Source organism: Vibrio casei (genome assembly GCF_002218025.2).
Classification (GTDB): domain Bacteria; phylum Pseudomonadota; class Gammaproteobacteria; order Enterobacterales; family Vibrionaceae; genus Vibrio; species Vibrio casei.
On record NZ_AP018680.1, the window covers coordinates 636,631 to 654,741 of the forward strand.

Consider the following 18,111-nt stretch of genomic DNA (forward strand, 5'->3'; position numbering starts at 1 on the left):
CATGGCATGAAGCAATACGATATTGTCATTATTGGAGCAGGGATGACGGGTGCAACTTTAGCACTTGCTGTGCACCAGTTATGCGAAGGTAATCTTAGCATCGCAGTGATAGAAGCGAATCGAATGGAAGAAAATAAAGCGCATCCTGGCTTTGATTCAAGGGCCATCGCTTTATCTTTTGGTACCGCTAATATTTTAAAACGATTAAATCTATGGTCTGATTTTTTACCATTACTTACTCCGATAACCGATATTGAAGTTTCGGATAAAGGGCACCTTGGCTTAGCAGACATAAAAGCAAGTACTCAAGGTGTTGATGCTTTAGGTTACGTCGTTGAGTTAGAAAGTGTTGGTCGTCTTTATCAAGATAAGTTAACACAATGTCCAGCGGTCGATTATCTTTGCCCAAGTCAAGTGAAGCATATAAATCGAACAATGAAGCAGGTTGAGATAACGCTAGAAAATGGTTCAAGATTGATGACGAAGTTAATGGTCGCCGCTGATGGCGCCTTATCGGAAAGTTGTCAACAATTGAATATCCCATTAAAAGAGATGGATTTTGAACAGTTTGCTATCATAGCCAATGTAAGTACAAACCAGAGTCCGGAAGGCAGGGCTTTTGAGCGTTTTACATCCTCTGGTCCTTTGGCATTTTTACCAATGTCAGAAGGACGAAGTTCCGTTGTATGGTGCATGTCTGAGCAAAAAGCCAATCAGTTAATGGGAGCTGATGAATCTACGGTTATTGAACAATTACAGCACGACTTTGGTTGGCGGCTAGGTAAAATAACTAAGGTAGGGGCTCGTGCTTGCTATCCATTGGTGCTGCGTTACCGTGAATCTATCGTGTCACATCGTAGCGCAGTGATAGGCAATGCAGCCCAGACGCTACACCCTATTGCAGGGCAAGGTTTTAATCTAGGTATTAGAGATGTGATGAGCCTTGCTGAAGAGGTTCAATATGCTTATCAAACTCATGGAGATATAGGTAATTACTCCGTTTTATCTCTGTATCGGCAACGTCGGCAATGTGATAGAAGCGAGACCATATCGTTGACTTCAAGCTTAGTACACTGTTTTTCAAATGATTTACCTGCCATGCGCATTGGGCGTAATCTTGGTCTATTATCCATGACTTATTTACCTTTTATAAAACAACCAATAGTCAAACGTACTATGGGATTAGTGGAGCGATAAGATGCAAAGTTTTGATATCACCATAGTGGGCGGTGGCATGGTTGGATTAGCGCTTGCTGCTTCTTTTTCTGATACTAATTTACGTATTGCGGTAATTGAAAGCACCATTCCTGAAGATACGTTGTTTGCGATGCCTGATACCCGTGTTTCTGCATTAAGTCGAGCCAGTGAATTGTTTTTGAAAAATATAAAAGCATGGGAGGGCATTGTGTCTCGTCGGCTTTCCCCTTACCAAGCGATGGAAGTATGGGAAAAAGACAGTTTTGCTCGCTTATCGTTTAATGCGGATGAGCTATCTCAATCGAATATAGGGCATATTGTAGAGAATCGTGTTATTCAACTTGCTTTGTTGGATAGGGTTAAGCAGCTTTCAAATGTCACCTTATTCATGCCTAATCGATGTGCAACGATGGCGGTTGGCGAAAGCGAAGCATGGATCACGCTTGATTCTGGTGATTCAGTATCGACCAAATTAGTGGTGGGTGCTGACGGTGCGAATTCTTGGGTTCGTAATCAGCAAGATATCCCTCTAACTCATTGGGATTATGGGCACAGTGCCATTGTAGCTAATATTAGAACGTCGGATCCTCACCAAGGTGTCGCAAGACAAATATTTACCCCACAAGGTCCTATCGCCTTTTTGCCTTTATCTGCTCCTAATTTATGTTCACTAGTATGGTCTACTGATCCAAACCGTGCTGATATGCTGATGTCACGTTCTAATACTTTATTTAATCAATACTTAACCAGTGAGTTTGATGCTCGTTTGGGAGCATGTGAAGTCGAAGGTGAAAGACATTCTTTTCCGCTTAAAATGCGTTATGCAAGGAATTTTGTGGTTAATCGAGTTGCATTGGTGGGGGATGCCGCACACACCATTCATCCTTTAGCGGGTCAAGGTGTCAACTTAGGCTTTTTAGATGCAGCGAGTTTGGTCGAAGTGGTGACGGATCTTTGGAAGCAAGGGGAAGATATTGGTTTGCAGCGTAATTTGCGTTCGTATGAACGTTGGCGCAAAGCAGAAGCGGCAAAAATGATTGCGGCTATGCAGGGCTTTAAAGACTTGTTCGAAGGGAATAACCCAGCTAAAAAACTGGTTAGGGGCCTAGGGATGCAATTTATTGGTCATTTACCTGGAATGAAAGAAGAAATGATGAAAAGAGCGTTGGGGATAACCGGGAAGTTACCGACGTTAGTGAAATAAAACGATGATCCAATAAAATCGAGTAATCCTGGAATGTCCCCTTGGTACTTGAAGCTGCAGTTTTGTTGGCAGCATTCATTCACTTGTTGCCTCACTGCAACTCCAATTACTTTGGGTATAGGTCGATTTGTTAAGCCACCGTCACTGGTTAGTATTATGCTGTGATGCAGCGAATACGGCTAACTTCTTGATTGATTTCTTTTACCGCTTGGTAGTGCTTATCTTCTGGTTGGGAAGGTATGAGTAATTTTGCGTTGTCAAACTCAAACTTTCCTACCCCATTAATATAGATACGCCCTTTAAAGAAGCGGCTTACATGTTTAGCAATTTGGCTAGGTACATATTTGTTAAACAATCTCATACTAAAGTCCTTATAGTAATTAAGATTATTGTACCAAGTTTTATTCCAAGAAAGTGTTATTTCTAGGTTATATATCTAAAGTTATTGTAATTTTTTGGCATCAAGTACTATTTTATTTTCATAAAATACGAGTTTACATTTGGTTTTATTATGGATGGATATGAATTGATTCACAGAGAGAGGTTATTGATAAAAAAAACCCGCACTGATAAGTACGGGCAAATAGTCACAGATGCATTATACAAAGTGGATACAGCTAGTTGATCTAGCTTGACACTTTCACTTGAAGTTAAGGTTGAAATTTCAACATTTAATTAACAAGCGTTTTAACAATACAGTAAATTGATCAAAATCAATAACTATTCATTTATATTAAATAAAAATTCCCTTGAGTAGTTAATGATCTGTGAGTTACATCATCTTTTTTTACATGTGTTGCAAATGATTACATTAAGTCATCATCTTATACACAAAGTCATTGGAGTTGCAATGAGGCGACAAGTGAGTGAAGCCCCATTAACATATCTAGCCTATGACTTTTTTATAAAAAATAGAGAGGTGAATAAACGCAATCAACTAAACCGAAGCTTTAAGTACGAAGGATATATACAGCAGTAAAATATACAGCCGAATGACATAGATAAAATGTTCGATAAAAAATCACCCGATGATGAGGTGATTTTTTAAAGCATAAATAAGCATTTTTTATTCTTCTAAAGAATAAGGTAATTCACCAAACTTCAGATGTATTTCAGGGGCGTGCTCAAACCTGAAAGCGGTATCAGGTTCTAGATTATTCGGTAGGACAGCCAAGGCGATGATCTTTCCATCTGTAAATTTATAATGAGCCAGTAGTTTACCAGCACCTCTCCAATTGTCACCAACTTGTCTTTCTATTGTCTGTTCTATTGGTAGCGTGTTATCAGCGTAGCCTTCTAATTTGAACATAGCGCGTTTATTAATACCGCGATATTTTGCCCTTGCCACGGTTTCTTGCCCGGTATAACAACCCTTAGTAAAGGATATTCCACCTAAAGCTTGTAAGTTCATAGCTTGAGGGATATGTTCTAGCTGGTCAGCCGCACTCACTCTTGGTATTGAGTCAATAATATCTGCGTAATCCCAGATGGTTTCGTTGGATAATATGGCCGCTGAATTCTCACCTAAAATCAGCTCAGCGCTTTCGGCTGTGATCAGCAGTAACCAGCGGTATTGACTAATTTGAACGGCTGTTCCACCTTCGATTGAATAAACTTTATTTTTATGTTCAATATTGACTGTTTCGGTGGTTAAAGATTGAATTAATTTATTGGATTTTATTCCCATAATTCCTAGGCAAATATCGCTACTTTCTTGTATTTCGACTTTTGAAAAAATGGCATATTTTTTAATTTCAACTAGCTCTTTTTCGATAGCTGAATGATGCTGAAACATGGCTAAGCCATCTTTATGATGAAATAATCGAAATGTACTCAGTACTTTTCCTTTACCATCACAATGTGCTCCTAGGGTTGATTGTTCTGTTTTTAAAGACACTACATCACTGGTGATTTGTCCTTGGAGATACGATTTTTTGTCGTCACCAATTATGGTGATTGTGCCCCATGAGGCTAAATGACAAATTACTAGATCGGGAAGTGGTTGTGTCGAAGATAACGGCAAAGCCGCAAATCTCTTTGTCAAATTCATCATAACATCCTAGTTTAGGTGGTAATTATGACCCCATGGTAATGTCGCAATTGATATTTGTCAGCTTTTCTTGCGATTGATTTAAAATTGCACCGAGTCTGTGATTGCTGCACTAGTGGATGAGTAATTCAACTGATAGACTCAAGCCATATGTATTATTAGATGGAATCAATATGTACACACCTGAAGAGAAAGCTCGAATTAAATGGGCATGCCGCCGTGGTATGTTAGAACTTGATGTTGTTATCATGCCATTTTTTGAAGAATGCTTTGATAATTTAACAGAGCAAGAGCAACAAGAATTTGTATCATTGTTAGAGTGTGATGATCCTGATTTATTTACTTGGATCATGGGGCATGGCAGAAGTGAGCATTTAGGTCACGCTAAAATTGTAGATCGAATCGTTGCCCATAATCTTAGTAAAGTGCGTTAATAGCCAAACTGGTGCGCAGCGTATTGATACCTTTCACTACCGAGAAACTTTTATAGCCCAAATTTTAACGACCATTATTGGTATTTTTAGTGTTTGGGCTGTTATTATTTCGACTGTGCCCATCATCCCTTCACTCTTATTGATATACCTATTATATAGGTTCAGACGAAAATCAAGAATATCTTCACTGACAGGTAATGAATACCATAGAGTTATTAAAGTAGATTGGCCACTAAGAGAGTGGATGCTTCAAGTTTACTTTGGTCATAGCTTGACTTGGTTAATTTGGCGACATCAGCTACTTGAATGCGATTATAAACAGTTAATCGTAAACCTTAATGATGAAAAAATGGATGTGGTATGGATAAAAAAGAGCACGGATTAAGTGCTCTTTTGGGATGACTATTTATACGAATAAATTAACTGGCTGCCGACTTCTCTTGCTCTATTTTTATCTCAGTCACAGTTGCCTCTTCTTGCGCTTCTTCTTTTTCTTTCAATAGATCATTGAAAACAATCCGTGCTTGTTGAGCTTCTTCTGACGCAGCAAGTTTTACTTCTTTAGCCGCCATCGCTTCAGTTGTGAGACGTTCAAGTTCATCCTGAAGTTCACGAGGGACCTCACCAAGTTCTAATCCGTTATTACCGTATTCGAGTGAGCCAGTACGAATCGTTTTCTTTATTTTCCATATCGCTTTTAGTGCTTCACGTTCATCGTTGGCAGCTTCAATTGCTGTCGCTTTTAATTCTTCAAATTTAGCGAGTGCCATCCCCTCTGTAGACCAAGGGTCAACGTCTGGTAAATCTTCGATATTGATTACCGGATCTTCGTAACCATCTTGATGGGACAGATCTAAACTGGCGGCTTTAATGGTTGAAATCATGAGCATTACGGAAATTGGGATTAAGGGCAAACCGCCCACAATTGCCGCAGTTTGTAAAGTCGATAGTCCTCCCATGAATAACAAGACTGAAGGCATGAATGACAAAGCGAATGCCCAGAATAAACGATTCCAACGCATTGGTTCTTCAGTAACATCGTTTTGTACTACTGAAGCCAAAATGTATGAAATCGAGTCGAAAGTGGTTACTGTGAAGATGACACATAAGATAGTAAAGGTAGCAATAACTAAGGTGCTCATTGGTAATTGATCTAAGATCGAGAAGATTGCCATTGTTGCCCCTTGTTGATTTAAGATACTTATGACATCCAATTTACCTGACAGTTGCAGAGATAAACCAAAATTACCCAATACCATGAAGAACAAGAAGCAGCCTAGAGAGCCAAAGAAAATAGAACCAGCTACCATTTGTTTGATTGTACGGCCACGTGAAATACGAGCGATAAATAAACCCATGCTTGGTGCAAATACTAACCACCATGCCCAATAGAATATAGTCCAATCTTGGGGGAAGTGAGTGTTAGCAAATGTGCCATAACCACCAAAAGGTTCAGCCCACGAAGCCATAACAAAGAAGTTAGATAACATGCGACCAAATGAATCTAGCCCTGTTTCTACTAAAAAGGTGGTGGGGCCTGCAATAAAAATGAAGGCTAATAAGGCAAGTGCACCCCAAAAATTGATATTACTTAAAACTTGAATGCCTTTTTCCATGCCTGCATAGGCGGAGTAAGCAAAAATTGCCGTACAAACAAGCAATACTAGTAATTGGATCCCCGTTGTCTTGGGCATACCAAATAAGTGATGCAAACCTTCAGTAATTAAAGGGGCCGCTAATCCTAAAGTGGTTGCTCCACCCCCCAGTAAACCGAAAATGAACAGAACATCTATCATCTTCCCTAACCAGCCATTCGCTCGTTTCTCTCCGATAACAGGCATTAATGCAGAAGATACTTTTAAAACAGGTTGTTTACGAACATAGAAAAAAAGAGTTTTTTATAACCAAAATGGTTAGTAATGCTGAATAGAAAATGTGTGCAATAGAAAGCATGCATTCCAAAGTTTGCTTTTGAGGTAATCGATTTTGTTTTTTATCTTTTTAGAAAATTGACATAATGAATTTTTTAAACTTTGCACTTAAAAGCGTCTAAAATGTACAAAATATCATTTAAATAATCGAAAGTAATATGTGTTCTGTTCTTGTATGTTTTCGCTTTGTTTATATTCCATACTTTATGGCTTATCTATAAGTCACTAAATTCTATAGTGTAATTTAAAATTACATCATTTATTAAAACTTAGTTTTCATTTTTAGTTGGTGAGTACACTGCTTTATGTAAGCATAATGTTCCAAATGTAACTAGATATTTGTAAATGTAATATTTACTCATGTAAGTTGTGTTTTGTCCTTCCTGGTATGCCTTTTCTCGTTGTTTTTAATCACGATGAAGTGAGAGTGCCAATCAAGAAAGATACATGAAAAAGCAGTAAATGTTGGTTAACGTGTAGCTAAAGTTGATTAATGTTTAATAAAACTGCGTTGTTTACCATTAGGTTGTTCCGTGTATACCCACTGTATGACAGCGACCCTTAAACATCGAGAATTTAGAATGGAAGCCTCTAGATATAAAAATATTTTGTCACGAGGAGGATTGCTCGGCGCAATTCTTCTTTTGTCAGGATGTCAATCTGCTTTGCTTGATCCGAAAGGGATCGTTGGCATTCAAGAAAAAGAACTCATTATTACCGCTCTGTTATTGATGCTGATAGTTGTCATTCCAGTGATCTTAATGACGGTATATTTTTCTTATAAATACCGTTCAAGCAACACTGATGAGAAGTACGATCCTGAATGGGCACACTCAACCAAAATTGAAATAGTGGTATGGACGGTTCCTATCATTATTATTGCCATTTTAGGTACGATCACTTGGCGCACGACACATGAGTTAGAGCAATCTAAACCATTGGTTAGTGATGTAAAACCAATGACCATTGAAGTGGTGTCACTTGATTGGAAATGGTTGTTCATTTATCCGGAGCAGCATATTGCGACAGTTAATTATGTAGCTTTTCCTAAAAATGTCCCTGTTCAGTTCAAAGTGACGTCAGATAACATCATGAATTCTTTCTTTATTCCTCGTTTAGGCAGCCAAATTTATGCGATGCCGGGCATGATGACTCAAGTGCATTTGATGGCAAATGAAGCGAATGATTACAAAGGAATTTCTGCTAGTTACAGTGGTGGTGGATTCTCTGGTATGAAGTTTACGGCTCATGTGACGGATACTCGTGATGAATTTCATCAATGGGTTGAAAGTGTCAAAAATAAACAAGATGCGTTAGTTATGACGGATTTTGATGGCTACCTTCAGCTTGCTAAACCAAGTGAAAATGTACCAGTTACTTATTATTCAAATGTACCAGACCATTTGTTTGCCGATGTGGTTAAACAATATAAGGGCGCTTTAAATTCCAAAGATGATGGAATGGATGAGATGCACCACATGGACATGGCAAAAGATTAAAGGCGGAAAGAGTATGAGTATGTTTGGAAGACTTTCACTCGATAGCGTTCCATATCACGAACCAATTATCGTGGTGACGTTGGCAGTAATTGCCCTTGTAGGACTCGCTGTTGTATCGGCCATTACTTATTACGGTAAATGGCAATATTTATGGTCAGAATGGTTTACGTCTGTTGATCATAAAAAAATTGGTTTTATGTACATTGCAGTTGCCCTTATTATGCTGGTTCGGGGGTTCTCCGACGCCATTATGATGCGCAGCCAGCAATTGCTTTCTTCTGCTGGTGAAGCGGGGTACTTGCCTCCAGAGCATTACGACCAAATTTTCAGTGCACATGGCGTTATCATGATTTTCTTCGTGGCAATGCCAATGATCATCGGCTTGATGAACATTGTGGTTCCACTGCAAATTGGTGCGCGTGATGTCGCGTTCCCTTACCTGAATAACTTGAGTTTTTGGTTGTTTGTTGTCGGTGTGATTTTAACCAACGTTTCTTTAGGTGTCGGTGAATTTGCTCGTACTGGTTGGTTAGCTTATCCGCCACTGTCTGGTATTAAAGCGAGTCCCGGAACTGGGGTTGATTATTGGATATGGGCACTGCAAATATCCGGTATTGGTACCACGCTTTCCGGTGTGAACTTCTTTACCACTATTATGCGTATGCGGGCACCTTCAATGCCATTAATGAAGATGCCAGTATTTACTTGGGCTTCTTTATGCGCCAACGTATTGATCATTATTTCTTTCCCAATTTTAACGGTCACTATCGCATTATTAACGCTTGATCGTTACATCGGAACCCATTTCTTTACCAATGATATGGGGGGCAACATGATGATGTATGTCAACCTGATTTGGGCATGGGGACACCCTGAAGTTTACATTCTGATCTTACCGATATTTGGTGTGTACTCAGAAGTCGTCGCGACTTTCTCTCGTAAGAAATTATTTGGCTATACCTCATTAGTATGGGCAACGGTTGTGATTACCATTCTTGCTTTTGTAGTTTGGTTACACCACTTCTTTACCATGGGATCTGGCGCGAATGTAAATGCCTTCTTTGGTATTGCCACGATGATTATCTCTATTCCGACAGGGGTTAAGATCTTCAACTGGTTGTTTACTATGTACCGTGGCCGTGTGGAATTTACTTCTCCAATGTTGTGGATGATTGGCTTTTTAATCACCTTTACTGTTGGCGGCATGACTGGGGTATTGATGGCGGTACCGGGGGCCGATTTTGTTCTTCATAACAGTGTGTTTTTAATCGCTCACTTCCATAATGTCATTATTGGTGGCGTGGTGTTTGGCTGTTTTGCTGGTGTAACGTATTGGTTCCCGAAAGCTACCGGCTTTATGTTGAATGAGAAGTGGGGCAAACGTGCCTTCTGGTGCTGGATTATTGGTTTCTTATTTGCCTTTATTCCATTGTACGCACTTGGATTCATGGGGATGACTCGTCGTTTGAGCCAACACATTGATCCTGAGTTCTTCCCACTGCTTGCTGTGGCGGCTTTCGGAACATTCATTATTTTCTGTGGTGTGGCATGTCAAGCGATTCAGTTTGTCGTGAGTATTCGTGACCGTGAGCAAAACTTAGACCTCACCGGTGACCCATGGAATGCGCGTACGCTAGAGTGGGCAACATCATCACCACCGCCATTCTATAACTTTGCTAAGATCCCGAAAGGTGATGAAATTGATGCTTTCTGGTATCAAAAGCAACGTGGAGAAGCGGGTGTTGAAGCAACATTAACGGCAGAAGAAGAATATTCTCCTATTCATATGCCAAAAAATACAGCAACGGGTATTTATATCTCGGGTTTTGCTTTGATCTTTGGTTTTGCCATGATCTGGTACATCTGGTGGTTAGCGGCTGTAGGTTTCGTTGGTATGTTGGTCGGCGTCATTCTTCATAGCTTTAATGAAGATCGTGATTACTACGTGTCAGTTGAAGAAATCAAAGCAATTGAGCAAGCCAATAAAGCGAAGCTTCGAAAAGCAAAAGCTCAGCAAGGCAATATACCTGAAGGTGATGACAATATGGAGGCTGATTATGCACGCTAATACTGCGGTTGAGCATGGTCATCATGATGACCACGACCATCATGACGCGAATGAAATGAAGCAATATGGCTTCTGGATTTACTTAATGAGTGACTGCATTTTATTTGGCTCTTTATTTGCCACTTATGCAGTACTTGTTAACGCAACGGCTGGTGGTCCAACTGGGAAAGATATTTTTGAGTTGCCATTTGTTTTTGTTGAAACCATGTTACTGCTATTAAGTAGTATCACTTTTGGTTTTGGCATCATTGCGATGAAGCGTGAAGATGTTGCCGGTTTAAAGCGTTGGTTATTGATCACCGCTTTACTTGGATTCGGCTTTATTGCCATGGAAGTCTATGAATTCCATCACTTGATTGCCGAAGGATTTGGTCCGCAACGTAGCGCGTTCTTATCAGCGTTCTTTACTTTGGTTGGAACGCATGGTTTACACGTTACTTTTGGTTTAATTTGGTTATCTGTCTGTTATTTCCAGCTGAGTACCAAAGGGCTTAACGATTTAATGAAAGGCCGTTTTTACTGCTTAAGCTTGTTCTGGCACTTTTTAGATATTGTGTGGATTTGTGTTTTCACTATTGTGTATTTGTTGGGGGTGATCTAATGGCTCATCAATCAGTATCAGATAAAGCTCACCAAGATTCAGGTGCTAAAGGTTATATTACGGGGTTTGTATTATCCCTAGTATTAACCATGATCCCATTTTACTTTGCCTACACTGGTGTGTTGCCTCGTGAAACGACTATCGAGATTTTGATCATTACAGCGGTACTGCAATTGGTGGTGCATTTGTTCTACTTCTTGCATATGGATAGCTCTGAAAGAGGGATATTCAATATGGTGTCCTTTGTGTTTACCGCAGTGATTGTGTTTATTGTTATTGCAGGATCGATTTGGATCATGTGGAACTTAAATCACAACATGATGATGTAGGCGTAAGATGTTAAAAGAATACGTATCGATAACGAAGCCTGGCATTATTATGGGCAACTTGATTTCCGTATTAGCAGGCTATTTTCTTGCGGCTAAATCGGAATCAGTTACCTTGTCATTACTTGCATACACAATGGTTGGCGTTGCTTTGGTTATTGCTTCCGGTTGTGTGGTGAATAACATTTTTGATCGAGATATCGATAGGAAAATGTCACGCACCCAAAATCGTACTTTAGTCCAGGGTGGGGTCAATGTTGATCATGCCTTCCTATTTGCGATTGTAATGCTGCTTATCGGAACCGGTTTGCTGTACAAAATGGCGAATCCTCTGTCCGCTGTAGTGGTTTTACTTGGCTATGTTTTTTACGTGTTCTTTTACACCATGTGGTACAAACGTACCTCGGTATACGGAACGCTAGTGGGCAGTGTCTCGGGGGCTATTCCACCTCTTGTGGGGTATCTTGCGGTGACCAACTACATTAGCTTAGAAGCGGTGTTATTATTTGGTTTGTTTTGTTTATGGCAAATGCCTCACTCGTACGCGATTGCTATGTTCAGAATGCAAGACTATGAACAGGCAGGTATTCCAGTATTACCTGTAGTTAAAGGTATTTATAAGGCTCGTCAGCATATGATAGCGTATGTGGTGGCTTTTTCTGCCGTTGCATTTGGACTTTATGCATTTGGACATACCGGTTATGAATATTTAGTGGTAGCCGCTATTTCTTGTTATGGCTGGTCAAAGGTCACTTTCCGTCGAATGGATGAGTCGAACTATATTCAATGGTCTAAATCCGTGTTTAAAACGTCTTTACTTGTCGTGACGGCTTTTAGCACGGTACTCGGTGTTGAGCTTTTGCCTTTGAATACGATGTTCTGATAGGTTATGTTTTAAACAAGGTGCATTAGACCACGTTGGTCAACATTGCGAATATTGTTAACGTAACTTTATATTTCATTAATGGTTGTTTTGTTTTTCATCAATGTAAGCATAATGGTTCAGATGTTACCAAATATGTCGCGTTGTGGTTGTTGTGTTATTTTGGCTAAGGCTAATAGAACATGGAATGTTTAAATCACACACCACTATGTTTATAGAGTTTGTTGCGTCACTGAGACCAGTTTATGAATAACTGATCTCAATTGGAATAGTGATGTTTCTCTGTATAAATTTAGCGATAACTCCAAGTTTGCTAGCTAAAAGAAAAACACCAAGCCTCCCCAGCTTGGTGTTTTTATATTCAAAATAGAAGTATTCTTCATTCATTTCTCACTTCTACATAATGAGCAAGTTTACGATATTTTTCTCGCTTAAACCTGAAACTAAACATACACTCCAATTCTGTTCTGACCTCTTTGGTTTTCTCTGTTTAATAGAAGGGAAGGAGAGGCTGCGTGTGTTTTTTTGAGGTAAAAAATGAACGTTGTTTTCACTGAAGAATTTGCTTCTCAGCAGTTCGATGATGAACCATTATTCGAGCTAATGGCGACCAATATTGCCCATCAAGGTTACAGTATTCATCCTAATGCTTTACCACCATCATTATTAAATAACTTATATCAGTATGTTCAGACTATGTCTGATGGTCAGTTTAAACGAGCTGGAATTGGCCGTGAAGATAACCTGATGCTGAATAACTTTGTTCGAAAGGATGAGGTTTGCTGGATTAATGGGGAAAGTGATGCTGGAAAAATATGGCTTGATTGGTCTGCTTCATTACAGCGCTACCTTAATCAGCACTTATTTCTAGGTTTATTTTCATTTGAAAGTCATTTTGCTCACTATTCGCCTGGTGATTACTATAAAAAACATAAAGATGCCTTTAAAGGCGAAGCGAACCGTGTATTAAGTTTGGTTGTTTACCTTAACTCTGATTGGCTTCAAGAAGATGGTGGTGAGTTGGTGATATACCAAGATGAAACGCAAGAAGAGATTGTAAAAGTGATGCCAAGTTTTGGCACCATTGTGGCGTTTTTAAGTGAAGAGTTTCCACATGAGGTTTTACCAGCACATCGCGATAGATATTCAATCGCAGGGTGGTTTCGAGTGAATACCTCCGGTATAGATAAAGTTGATCCTCCTAGGTAAAGCCCCACTCAAAATGTAAAAAGACCAATCGAATTCTGAACTGACCCCCAATAGTTGGACAACCAACATCGGGGGTTATTTATGTTTAAATATATCAGAAAACTAAAGTTCTGCATCGTACAGCGCTGTATCGATTATTTATAGATTTCGTAATTAGATTGGAATTTTGTATGAGTTTTTATTATTGATAGTTCAAATTATTTAACACCAAGAAAAATAAAACAATATTTATGGCAGAATGATGGCGATAGGATTGATTCGGTGAGATATAGTCTCCTATAGTTATAAAAATGAAGGGTAATACAGAAAAGCACTTTATGTATTTGCCTCCGCCTTAGTTACTCTTTTCATATATTCAGGTTCATACAGTGGATTCAAAAAGTTTGACCTTCAGTAAAGGATGTATTGGATTGAAAAGTACTTTCATACAAGAATGGTTACCCGGCTTATATCAATTAAAACAATATGAGAAAGCATGGCTAGGGGATGATCTAAGGGCGGCACTATCGGTAGTGGCCGTAGCGCTCCCGGTTGCGATTGCTTACGCTCAGTTGACGGGAGTCAGTGCCATTGCTGGGCTGTATTCTTGTGTGCTGCCTATGCTTCTTTACGCTTTAATGGGAACATCAAGACAGTTAATTGTTGGCCCAGACACAGCAACATGCGCGGTTATTGCTGCGGTAGTGACGCCACTTGCCGCTGGGGATATGATTAAGCATTGGCAACTGGTTATTACTATGACCGCTATGACGGGGGTGTGGTGTTTAATTGCGAGCCGATTTAAACTTGGTGTTTTTGCAGATTTTCTCTCTCGCCCTATCTTACTTGGACTGCTCAATGGTGTATCGATTACCATTATTGTAAGTCAATTTTTTAAAGTCTTTGGCATTACCTATAATCAACCCTATTTAATTGAGCAGGTATGGGAAGCTCCTTCGCAATTAGTGAATGTACACTGGCAAACATTATTAGTCAGTGCCGTGACTATTGGTGTTTATATATCTTGCAAAAAATTACGGCCAACTTGGCCAGCAGCTATGATCGCGATCATTATCGCCAGTCTTTTTGTTTGGCTGGGTGATTTTCAATCGGTAGGAGTAGGTATTGTCGGAATCGTTGAAGGTGGTCTACCGGCCTTTCAGACGCCTGAATTTGATATAGGGCTCAGCCGAGAGCTCGTCATGCCAGCACTTAACTTAGCTATGGTGAGCTTTGTGAGCATGATGATCACTGCGCGTAGTTTTGCCGCTAAGAATGGTTATGATATTGATGCGGATAAAGAGTTCCGTGCACTTGGTATGATTAATATCGCTTCAGCATTTTCTCAAGGTTTTGTGGTTAGCGGTACCAGTTCTCGAACAGCGGTGAATGATGCTAATGGTGGTAAAACCCAGCTCGTTTCGATAATTTCTGCTGTGATTATTGCTATTGTTGCAGTGATTGCTTATCAGCCATTACAATTTATACCGGTTGCTGCGTTGGGGGTGGTTTTGATCGTTGCTTCTATCTCTTTGATTGACCTAAAAGGGATTTGGGGACTTCGTAAACGTGATAAAGATGCCTTCTATTTATCTAGTATTACTTTTATTGCCGTATTGGTGATTGGCGTTATTCCTGGGATCACTTTGGCAGTATTACTTGGATTATATCAATTCTTGCGAATAGTCATGCGCCCAACAGACCAAATTTTAGGGTTGGATGCGAAAGGAACCGTAAGAAGTTTAGGCGCATCAGGCAAAGCAAAAGCGATTCCCGGAGTGATTATTTACCGCTTTAACTCACCTTTAACCTATTTCAATGCCGCGCATTTTAAACGGCGATTAATACACCACGTAGCACAAGCGGGAAGTGACGATGTGAAATATGTGATTATAGATGCGGTTGCCAGTTTCACTCATCTAGATTTGAGTGTGATGGCAGTGATTGCTGATATTCAATTTATTTTAAAGAAACGTGGTATTCGTTTGGTACTCGCAGGGCATAAACGGCGTTTAAAACAATGGTGCGATATTGCTGGGGTGAAAGTTGGAGAAGAAGGGATACGTATTAGAGCTGACATGTACCTTGCGATTAAAATGAGTGGTGGTTACCAAGAAGCGCTTCATGATGGACAAGTGCCTGAAGTGAAGAAAGAGAAAGGTCAAGATGTTGACCAAGTTGAGCGTACGATCGTAGAAGTGTAGTCATTATAATTTCAATTATGTATGGCTAATGAATGATGAAAAAGCGAGCTCAAGCATCTTACTTTGAGCTCGTTTGGGTTGGGGTGGTGAACCCTAAATTATGCTCATTAGCTTTGGCGAATTAAGTAGTCAAATGCACCTAAGCTTGCCTTTGCCCCTTCACCCATCGCAATGATTATTTGTTTATAAGGAACGGTAGTGGCATCGCCAGCAGCAAATACACCAGGCATACTGGTTTCACCATGATTACCAACTTCAATTTCACCACGATCAGAAAGCTTTACCTCGCTGTCTTTTAACCATTCGGTATTGGGTACCAAACCTATTTGAACAAAAATACCTGACAATTCGATTTCTTTAATCTCATTAGTATTGCGATCTTTGTATTTTAAGCTTGTTACTCGCTTGCCATCGCCAAGCACTTCAGTGGTTTGCGCCATGGTAATGATGTTGATATTTGGCATTGAATTGGCTTTTTTGATCAGTACTTGGTCTGCACGTAATGTATCCGCAAACTCTAATACAGTGACGTGTTCAACAATGCCCGCTAGATCAATCGCAGCTTCAATTCCCGAGTTACCACCACCAATGACAGCGGTTTTCTTTCCTTTAAAGAGCGGGCCATCACAATGAGGGCAGTAAGCGACGCCTTTGTTTCTATATTCTTGCTCACCTAGAACATTCATTTCGCGCCATCGAGCTCCAGGGCTTAAGATGACACTTTTACTTTTTAGTGTGGCTCCACTTTCAAGGTTGATATGAATATAACCATCTTCAGTATAAGGCGAGCCTATAAGCTTATCGGCTTGTTGTTCTGTGATGATATCCACATCGTATTCTTTTAAATGCTCAGATAAATCGGTAGCTAACTTTGGGCCTTCGGTACGTTTAACTGAAATGAAATTTTCAATGGCTAATGTATCCATAACTTGCCCGCCAAAACGCTTAGCGACCACACCCGTACGAATGCCTTTGCGGGCTGCATATAAAGCTGCAGCGCTTCCGCCAGGGCCACCGCCGACGACAAGAACATCGTAAGGGGTTTTCTCATTCAAACTGTCGGCAACTTTTTTAGCCGCACCATCATCCACTTTAGCTAGGATTTCATTGAGTGTCATACGGCCTTGGCCAAATAACTCACCATTAATGAACACACTTGGCACCGCCATGATATCGCGATTTTTTACTTCATCTTGGAAAAGAGCACCATCGATCATGGTGACACGAATATCCGGATTAATAGCCGCCATCATATTGAACGCTTGAACAACATCAGGGCAGTTTTGGCAAGAAAGAGAAATAAATATTTCCACATCGAGCTTTTTGTTTAACTGGGCGATTTGCTCAATCGTGTCGGTTTCTAATTTAATAGGGTGGCCACCAGAATGTAGCAGTGCCAACACAAGTGAAGTGAATTCGTGCCCCATCGGCAGGCCTGCAAAACGAATCTGAGTGCCTTTTTCTGGATTAGAAATCGTCATCACAGGTTTGCGCTCGCTAGCTGCATCATCGTGTACAACTGAGATAAAATTACTTAGCTCTGAAATTTCATTGGCCAGTGACAAAATGTCCTGAGAGGCTTTGCTTTCATCTAGGCTAACCACTAATTGGACATCTTGTTTTATGTTTTTGAGGTATTGTTCTAATTGTTGTTTAATCGCTGCATCTAACATCTCGATGACACCTTAAATAAGTGGTTATTCTGGATAAATACATAATGAGGAAGAGAGCCTGCCAGAGTATTGGTCGTCGGTAATACAACCAGCCGGCCCTCAAATAGTTATACTTTCATATTTTCCGGTATATAAAATCTAATCTGTGCTTAGATCTTGCCGACTAAGTCTAAAGATGGGGCTAATGTGGCTTCGCCTTCTTTCCATTTTGCAGGGCAAACTTCACCTGGGTGAGCGGCGACATATTGTGCGGCTTTTACTTTACGAAGTAAGTCTTCAGCATCACGACCAATACCTTCAGCGGTAATTTCCATCGCTTGAATCGTGCCTTCTGGATCGATAAGGAAGGTTGCACGGTCTGCAAGGCCTTGACCTTCACGCATAACACCAAAGTTATTTGTAATGTTGCCGGTTTGGTCACCTACCATGTAGTAGTTGATCTTGCCAATCGTGTCAGAGCTGTCATGCCATGCTTTGTGAGTAAAGTGAGTGTCAGTTGATACTGAGTACACCTCAACACCACGCTTTTGTAACTCTTCGTAATGATCCGCAATATCCCCAAGTTCTGTTGGGCAAACAAAAGTAAAGTCAGCAGGGTAGAAGAAGAAAACAGCCCACTTACCTAATACATCTTGCTCGGTGATGTCTACAAATTCGCCGTTTTTAAATGCTGTTGCGTTGAATGGTTTGATTTGAGTGTTAATCATAATAATAAATATCCTTTCGTTTAAGTGTTCGGTTTGTTGCTTACGGGATGTATATTGTCATCATTAACTTGGTTGATCAAATTGATTATTCTTATCGTTTTGATAGGTAAAGCTGATTAACCCTTGGGAAGGGATAATTTGGGAGT

Annotated in this window: 15 protein-coding genes and 1 pseudogene; 11 read left to right on the plus strand and 5 right to left on the minus strand. The window is 40.1% G+C overall.

Annotation, left to right across the window (positions count from 1 at the left end; genetic code table 11):
* Positions 1-6: 6 nt before the first annotated feature.
* Both ubiH and VCASEI_RS03140 read left to right on the plus strand, forming a co-directional pair.
* Entirely contained in the window at positions 7-1,197 is a 1,191-nt protein-coding gene (gene ubiH / locus VCASEI_RS03135; RefSeq protein ID WP_086961634.1) for a 2-octaprenyl-6-methoxyphenyl hydroxylase, read from the plus strand.
* 1 nt (position 1,198) lies between these two features.
* On the plus strand, positions 1,199-2,401 hold the full coding sequence (locus tag VCASEI_RS03140; protein ID WP_086961632.1) for an FAD-dependent 2-octaprenylphenol hydroxylase: 1,203 nt from the start codon (positions 1,199-1,201) through the stop codon (positions 2,399-2,401).
* Positions 2,402-2,555: 154 nt separating this feature from the next.
* Here VCASEI_RS03140 and VCASEI_RS03145 read toward each other — a convergent pair whose 3' ends face one another.
* Positions 2,556-2,762, minus strand: a complete 207-nt coding sequence (locus VCASEI_RS03145) for a DUF1107 domain-containing protein (protein ID WP_086961629.1) — start codon at positions 2,760-2,762, stop codon at positions 2,556-2,558.
* Positions 2,763-3,467: 705 nt separating this feature from the next.
* Positions 3,468-4,451 (minus strand): tRNA-modifying protein YgfZ, encoded by a 984-nt coding sequence (gene ygfZ / locus VCASEI_RS03150; RefSeq protein WP_086961627.1) that lies wholly within the window; start codon positions 4,449-4,451, stop codon positions 3,468-3,470.
* 173 nt (positions 4,452-4,624) lie between these two features.
* Between ygfZ and VCASEI_RS03155 the strand changes: the two genes are divergently transcribed.
* Together VCASEI_RS03155 and VCASEI_RS19405 are read left to right on the plus strand one after the other, a co-directional pair.
* Positions 4,625-4,885, plus strand: a complete 261-nt coding sequence (locus VCASEI_RS03155; RefSeq protein WP_086961625.1) for an FAD assembly factor SdhE — start codon at positions 4,625-4,627, stop codon at positions 4,883-4,885.
* Between the two features lie 244 nt (positions 4,886-5,129).
* Positions 5,130-5,270: a hypothetical protein gene (locus VCASEI_RS19405; protein WP_162621011.1), complete on the plus strand. Its 141-nt coding sequence runs from the start codon at positions 5,130-5,132 to the stop codon at positions 5,268-5,270.
* Positions 5,271-5,304: 34 nt separating this feature from the next.
* On the opposite strand, the pseudogene VCASEI_RS03160 reads toward VCASEI_RS19405, so the two are convergent.
* A pseudogene (locus tag VCASEI_RS03160) lies at positions 5,305-6,774 on the minus strand (BCCT family transporter); the annotation flags it as partial.
* A 623-nt stretch (positions 6,775-7,397) separates the two neighbouring features.
* Here VCASEI_RS03160 and cyoA point away from each other — a divergent pair.
* The 7 genes from cyoA to VCASEI_RS03195 all read left to right on the plus strand — a co-directional run bounded on the left by cyoA (position 7,398) and on the right by VCASEI_RS03195 (position 15,585).
* The gene (gene cyoA, locus VCASEI_RS03165) at positions 7,398-8,315 is read left to right on the plus strand and encodes a ubiquinol oxidase subunit II (RefSeq protein ID WP_086961623.1); all 918 of its coding nucleotides are present in this window, start codon (positions 7,398-7,400) and stop codon (positions 8,313-8,315) included.
* 19 nt (positions 8,316-8,334) lie between these two features.
* Entirely contained in the window at positions 8,335-10,383 is a 2,049-nt protein-coding gene (cyoB, locus tag VCASEI_RS03170; RefSeq protein WP_086961620.1) for a cytochrome o ubiquinol oxidase subunit I, read from the plus strand.
* Positions 10,268-10,984, plus strand: coding sequence for a cytochrome o ubiquinol oxidase subunit III (gene cyoC, locus VCASEI_RS03175; protein ID WP_287031857.1), 717 nt, complete (start codon positions 10,268-10,270; stop codon positions 10,982-10,984). The genes cyoB and cyoC overlap by 116 nt, the downstream gene beginning before the upstream one ends.
* Positions 10,984-11,313 carry a cytochrome o ubiquinol oxidase subunit IV gene (gene cyoD / locus VCASEI_RS03180; protein ID WP_086961619.1) on the plus strand — a complete coding sequence of 110 codons (330 nt, stop codon included), beginning with the start codon at positions 10,984-10,986 and terminating at the stop codon, positions 11,311-11,313. Before cyoC ends, cyoD begins: the two co-directional genes overlap by 1 nt.
* 7 nt (positions 11,314-11,320) lie before the next feature.
* Positions 11,321-12,193, plus strand: coding sequence for a heme o synthase (gene cyoE, locus VCASEI_RS03185; protein ID WP_086961617.1), 873 nt, complete (start codon positions 11,321-11,323; stop codon positions 12,191-12,193).
* A 537-nt stretch (positions 12,194-12,730) separates the two neighbouring features.
* Positions 12,731-13,402: a 2OG-Fe(II) oxygenase gene (locus tag VCASEI_RS03190; RefSeq protein WP_086961615.1), complete on the plus strand. Its 672-nt coding sequence runs from the start codon at positions 12,731-12,733 to the stop codon at positions 13,400-13,402.
* A 410-nt stretch (positions 13,403-13,812) separates the two neighbouring features.
* On the plus strand, positions 13,813-15,585 hold the full coding sequence (locus VCASEI_RS03195; RefSeq protein WP_086961613.1) for a SulP family inorganic anion transporter: 1,773 nt from the start codon (positions 13,813-13,815) through the stop codon (positions 15,583-15,585).
* A gap of 107 nt (positions 15,586-15,692) precedes the next feature.
* Here the strand turns inward: VCASEI_RS03195 and ahpF are convergent, their stop codons facing one another.
* The gene (gene ahpF / locus VCASEI_RS03200) at positions 15,693-17,258 is read right to left on the minus strand and encodes an alkyl hydroperoxide reductase subunit F (protein WP_086961611.1); all 1,566 of its coding nucleotides are present in this window, start codon (positions 17,256-17,258) and stop codon (positions 15,693-15,695) included.
* 149 nt (positions 17,259-17,407) lie between these two features.
* Complete coding sequence (ahpC, locus tag VCASEI_RS03205; protein WP_086961609.1) at positions 17,408-17,965, minus strand: alkyl hydroperoxide reductase subunit C; 558 nt, start codon at positions 17,963-17,965, stop codon at positions 17,408-17,410.
* Between the last annotated feature and the right edge of the window lie 146 nt (positions 17,966-18,111).

Bases quoted from the DNA above. Each gene is read 5' to 3' on its own strand.
- ubiH (WP_086961634.1), top strand. From the start codon at position 7: ATGAAGCAATACGATATTGTCATTATTGGAGCAGGGATGACGGGTGCA.
- VCASEI_RS03140 (WP_086961632.1), top strand. From the start codon at position 1,199: ATGCAAAGTTTTGATATCACCATAGTGGGCGGTGGCATGGTTGGATTA.
- VCASEI_RS03145 (WP_086961629.1), bottom strand. From the start codon at position 2,762: ATGAGATTGTTTAACAAATATGTACCTAGCCAAATTGCTAAACATGTA.
- ygfZ (WP_086961627.1), bottom strand. From the start codon at position 4,451: ATGAATTTGACAAAGAGATTTGCGGCTTTGCCGTTATCTTCGACACAA.
- VCASEI_RS03155 (WP_086961625.1), top strand. From the start codon at position 4,625: ATGTACACACCTGAAGAGAAAGCTCGAATTAAATGGGCATGCCGCCGT.
- VCASEI_RS19405 (WP_162621011.1), top strand. From the start codon at position 5,130: ATGCTTCAAGTTTACTTTGGTCATAGCTTGACTTGGTTAATTTGGCGA.
- cyoA (WP_086961623.1), top strand. From the start codon at position 7,398: ATGGAAGCCTCTAGATATAAAAATATTTTGTCACGAGGAGGATTGCTC.
- cyoB (WP_086961620.1), top strand. From the start codon at position 8,335: ATGTTTGGAAGACTTTCACTCGATAGCGTTCCATATCACGAACCAATT.
- cyoD (WP_086961619.1), top strand. From the start codon at position 10,984: ATGGCTCATCAATCAGTATCAGATAAAGCTCACCAAGATTCAGGTGCT.
- cyoE (WP_086961617.1), top strand. From the start codon at position 11,321: ATGTTAAAAGAATACGTATCGATAACGAAGCCTGGCATTATTATGGGC.
- VCASEI_RS03190 (WP_086961615.1), top strand. From the start codon at position 12,731: ATGAACGTTGTTTTCACTGAAGAATTTGCTTCTCAGCAGTTCGATGAT.
- ahpF (WP_086961611.1), bottom strand. From the start codon at position 17,258: ATGTTAGATGCAGCGATTAAACAACAATTAGAACAATACCTCAAAAAC.
- ahpC (WP_086961609.1), bottom strand. From the start codon at position 17,965: ATGATTAACACTCAAATCAAACCATTCAACGCAACAGCATTTAAAAAC.